A 4,310-nucleotide genomic window follows, 5' to 3' on the forward strand; every position below is an offset into this window, starting at 1 on the left:
GGCGGACGCCGAGACCCGGATCGTCCGCGGCGACGCGGCCGACGGCGCGTTCACCGTGTTCGGCGTGGCCCGGGGCCGCCTGGTCGCCGCCGCGGCGATCGACCGCCCCCGCGACATCCAGGCCGCCCGCCGCCTGATCGGGCGTGAACTGCCCGTCGACGCCGCCTCCCTCGCCGATCCCGCCACCGACCTGCGCAAGCTCCTGCGCGCCCGACCCGTCCGGGAGGAACGATGACCGCCCCCGAGACCGAACCCTCCGCCGAGCACGCCGCCGAACCCCTCGCCGAGCCCTCCGCCGGGACGGCCGTCTCCGTGGAGGACATGCTGCTCCACTTCGAGGTGCGGCAGCTCTACACCCTCGAGGCCCACCTGCTCGACGAGCACCGCTACGCCGACTGGCTGGAGCTGCTCACCGACGACCTGCACTACTGGGCTCCGGTGCGCACCAACCGCCTGCGCCGTCAGCAGTCCCTGGCGAACGGCGGTCCGGGCGAGGTGGCGATCTTCGACGAGACCAAGGCCAGCCTGGAGTGGCGGATCCGCCGCTTCGACTCCGGCATGGCCTGGGCCGAGGACCCGCCGTCGCGCACCCGCCACCTGGTCACCAACATCGCGGTACGCCCCGACGGGAACGCCGGCGAGTACGTCGCCGAGTCCGCGTTCCTCTGCTACCGCAACCGCCTCGAGCGCGAGGTCGACCTCTACGCCGGCGGCCGCACCGACCTGCTCCGCCGTGACGAGCGGGGCCGGCTGAGGATCGCCCGCCGCCACATCCTCCTCGAGCAGAACGTCCTGCTCGCGAAGAACATCAGCACCTTCCTCTGAGCCGCGGGAGCAGCCATGACCGACGTTCCGCTGACCCACCACACCGTCGAGACGACCCTCGGCGCCGTCTCCGTCTCCGAGGCCGGCCAGGGCCCCGTCCTGGTGATGCTGCACGGCGGCGGCCCGGGCGCCTCCGCCGTCGCCAACTACCACCAGAACCTGGCCCAGCTGACCCGGCACTTCCGGGTGGTCCTGCCCGACCAGCCCGGCTTCGGCGGCAGCTACCGGCCCACCCAGGAGGACCTGGACGCCCGCTCGATCACCGAGATCACCGTCGACGCCCTGCTGCAGACCCTCGACGCGCTGGGTGTCGACCGGTTCTTCCTGCTCGGCAACAGCCTCGGCGGCGCGGCCGCGCTCTCCCTGGCGATGACCGCGCCGCAGCGGGTCGAGAAGCTGGTCCTGATGGCGCCCGGCGGCGGCTGGCTGCCGTTCGGCCCGGCGCCCACCGAGGGCCAGAAGGCGATGTTCCGCTATTACAACGGCGAAGGCCCGACGGTGAGGAAGATGCGGGACTTCATCCGCGTCATGACCGCCGAGCCCAAGAAGTGGGAGGACACCGTCCAGGCCCGCTACGAGGCCTCCCTGGACGCGTCGCACATCGAGTTCTACCACCGCTACAACGCCGCCTTCGCCAAGCGGCACGGCATGGACCCGCTCTGGCGCGACCTGCACGAGGTGAAGTGCCCGACCCTGCTGCTGTGGGGCCGCGACGACCGGACCATCACCCTCGACGGCGCCCAGCTGATGCTGCACCGCATCCGCGACGTCCAGCTGCACGTCTTCGGCAACTGCGGCCACTGGGTGCAGCTGGAGCGGCAGTCCGAGTTCGAGCGCCACGTCACCGACTTCCTCGGCGGCCTGGCGTGAGCGCGGCGGCACCGGGCACCGACGGCCCGCACACCGAGGCCCCGCGCACCGAGGCCCCGCGCACCGGCGGCTGGCTGCGGGGCGACACCGCGCTGATCACCGGCGGCGCCTCCGGCCTCGGCCGCGCCGTCGCCCTGCGCTACCTCGCGGAGGGCGCGGACGTCGTCCTGCTCGACCGGGACGCCGACCGGCTGAAGGAGGTCGAGGAGGCCGCGGGTCCGGTGTACGCGGACCGGATCCTCACCACCACCGGCGACGTCCGCTCCCCGGACGACCTGCACGCGGCCGTCGCCGCCGCGGTGGACCGCTTCGGCAAGCTCGACGTCCTGGTGCCCAACGCCGGCATCTGGGACTACCACCGCAGCGTCACCCGGCTCGACGGGCACGCCCTCGCCACCGCCTTCGACGAGATCTTCGGGGTCAACGTCAAGGGCTACCTGCTGGCCGTGGAGGCGGCCTGGCGGGAGCTGGTGAGGACCCGCGGCTCGATCGTGATGACGCTGTCCAACTCCTCCTTCCACACCAACGGCGGCGGCCCGCTGTACACCGCCAGCAAGCACGCCTGCCTCGGCCTCGTCCGCGAGTTCGCCTACGAACTCGCGCCCCGGGTCCGGGTCAACGGCGTCGCCTGCGGCGGCATGCGCACCCAGCTGCGCGGCCCGGAGAGCCTCGGGCTGCAGGACCGTTCACTGGAGGCGTCCTTCGCCCGGCGCGACGAGGCCCGCGCCCGGGGCGAGGATCTGCCGATGATCCCGCTGTACGAGTCCGGCGTGGAGCCGGAGGACTTCACCGGTTCCTACGTCCTGCTCGCCTCCCGCCGCGACGCCGGGAACATCACCGGCGCGGTCCTCCCGGTCGACGGCGGCATCGCCGTCCGCGGCTTCGGCCACCCGGCGGGCGGCGCCGGACTCTGACGCCGCCCGGCCGCCGCCGCCCCGCCCACCACCGTCCCCCCACGCACACGCCACGCCAAGCCACGCCATGAGCACCGAAGGAGCCGTCCATGGCACAGGTCGACATCAGCCCGGCCACCGCGCTGTACCGCCGCGCGCGCTACGCCCCCGCCGGCATCGCCCTCGTCGAAGAGGAGCAGGAGATCACCGCGGCCGCACTGGCCGACTCGGTGCGGCGCCTGGCCCGAGGACTGGCGGAGGGCGGGGTGCGGCGCGGTGACCGCGTCGCCTACCTCGGTCTGAACAGCGCCGACTTCTTCCGGACGATGCTCGCCGCGCACCACCTGGGCGCGGTGTACGTCCCGCTCAACTTCCGTCTCGCCGCCGACGAGATCCGCCACATCCTCACCGACTGCGGCGCCCACACCCTGGTCGCCGAGGAGGGCCACCGCGAGATCGCCGAGTCCGTCCTCGACGAGACCCCGGTGCGCCGACGGGTCCTGGCGGGCACCGCCGCCGCGGACGGCGCGGCCGCCTCCTGGCGCGCCCTGGCCGACCTGACCGCCTCGGAGTGCTCCGACCGGGACCCGCAGCCGTGCGGCGAGGACGACCTCGCGGTCCTGATGTACACCTCCGGCACCACCGGGCGCCCCAAGGGCGTGATGCTCACCCACGGCAACGTGTGGTGGAACGCGGTGAACGTGGACGGCATGGTGGACACCCGCCCGCACGACGTGAACCTGGCGGTGGCCCCGCTGTTCCACATCGGCGGCCTCAACGCGCTCACCCTGCGGGCGCTGGTGCGCGGCGGCACGGTCGTGGTGCGCCGCCGTTTCGACGCCGGCCGCACCCTGCGGGACATCGCCCGGTACCGCGTCGACTCGCTGTTCGCGGTCCCCGCCATGTTCGCGGACCTGTCCCAGCACCCCGACTTCGCCACGGCGGACCTGGCGTCGCTGCGGGCGTGCATCGTGGCCGGGGCCGCCGTGCCGCCGCGGCTCATCCGCGTCTGGGCGGACGCCCACGGCGTGATGCTCCAGCAGGCGTGGGGCATGACGGAGACGGCGCCGTTCGCCACCTACCTGCCCGCCGAGCACACCCTCGGCAAGACCGGTTCGGCCGGCATCCCGATGCCGTTCACCGACCTCTGCCTGAAGAACCCGGTCACCGGCGAGCAGGTCGTCACGCCGATGGAACGCGGCGAGATCTGCGTCCGCGGCGCCAACGTGACGCCCGGCTACTGGGACGACCCGGCCGCCACCGCGGCCTCCTTCGACTCCGCGGGCTGGTTCCACTCCGGCGACATCGGCTACCTCGACGAGGACGGCTACCTGTACGTGGTGGACCGGCTCAAGGAGATGATCATCTCCGGCGGGGAGAACGTGTACCCGGCCGAACTCGAGCGGGTGCTGGCCGAGTTCCCCGGCGTCACGGAGGCCGCCGTGGTGGGTGTGCCGGACGTCAGATGGGGCGAGACCGTGGTCGCCGTGATCACCTGTGCGGCGGGCACCCCCGCGCCGACCGTGGAGCAGGTCCGCGAGTTCGCCGGCCGGTACCTCGCCCGCTACAAACTGCCCACCCGCGTCATCGTCGTCGACGAACTCCCGCGCAACGCCAGCGGGAAGCTCGCCAAGGCGCCGCTGCGGTCCCTCGCGGCCGGCGACTGAGAGGAGTCCCCCGTGCACCACGCCGCCGTCCCCCCGCCGCCGCTCCCCGCCGCCG

At 73.5% G+C, this 4,310-nt stretch carries 5 protein-coding genes; all 5 read left to right on the forward strand.

Annotated elements, in window-relative coordinates; translation table 11 throughout:
- Nucleotides 1-235 (forward strand): oxidoreductase C-terminal domain-containing protein (locus HW445_RS20110; RefSeq protein ID WP_306673338.1); only part of this gene is annotated, 235 nt, incomplete at its 5' end.
- Nucleotides 232-825 (forward strand): 3-phenylpropionate/cinnamic acid dioxygenase subunit beta, encoded by a 594-nt coding sequence (locus tag HW445_RS20115; RefSeq protein WP_218957194.1) that lies wholly within the window; start codon nt 232-234, stop codon nt 823-825. The genes HW445_RS20110 and HW445_RS20115, both read left to right, overlap by 4 nt.
- A 15-nt stretch (nt 826-840) precedes the next feature.
- Nucleotides 841-1,695, forward strand: coding sequence for an alpha/beta fold hydrolase (locus HW445_RS20120; RefSeq protein ID WP_180222382.1), 855 nt, complete (start codon nt 841-843; stop codon nt 1,693-1,695).
- On the forward strand, nt 1,692-2,609 hold the full coding sequence (locus tag HW445_RS20125; RefSeq protein WP_180222383.1) for an SDR family NAD(P)-dependent oxidoreductase: 918 nt from the start codon (nt 1,692-1,694) through the stop codon (nt 2,607-2,609). Before HW445_RS20120 ends, HW445_RS20125 begins: the two co-directional genes overlap by 4 nt.
- 89 nt (nt 2,610-2,698) lie before the next feature.
- On the forward strand, nt 2,699-4,255 hold the full coding sequence (locus HW445_RS20130; protein ID WP_180222384.1) for a long-chain fatty acid--CoA ligase: 1,557 nt from the start codon (nt 2,699-2,701) through the stop codon (nt 4,253-4,255).
- Nucleotides 4,256-4,310: the final 55 nt, after the last annotated feature.

Source organism: Streptomyces sp. UH6 (assembly GCF_013421635.1).
In the GTDB taxonomy this organism is placed as follows: Bacteria; Actinomycetota; Actinomycetes; order Streptomycetales; family Streptomycetaceae; genus Streptomyces; species Streptomyces abyssomicinicus.

Excerpts from the sequence above, each read along its gene's own strand:
- HW445_RS20120 (WP_180222382.1), top strand. The coding sequence starts at position 841 with ATGACCGACGTTCCGCTGACCCACCACACCGTCGAGACGACCCTCGGC.
- HW445_RS20130 (WP_180222384.1), top strand. The coding sequence starts at position 2,699 with ATGGCACAGGTCGACATCAGCCCGGCCACCGCGCTGTACCGCCGCGCG.
- HW445_RS20115 (WP_218957194.1), top strand. The coding sequence starts at position 232 with ATGACCGCCCCCGAGACCGAACCCTCCGCCGAGCACGCCGCCGAACCC.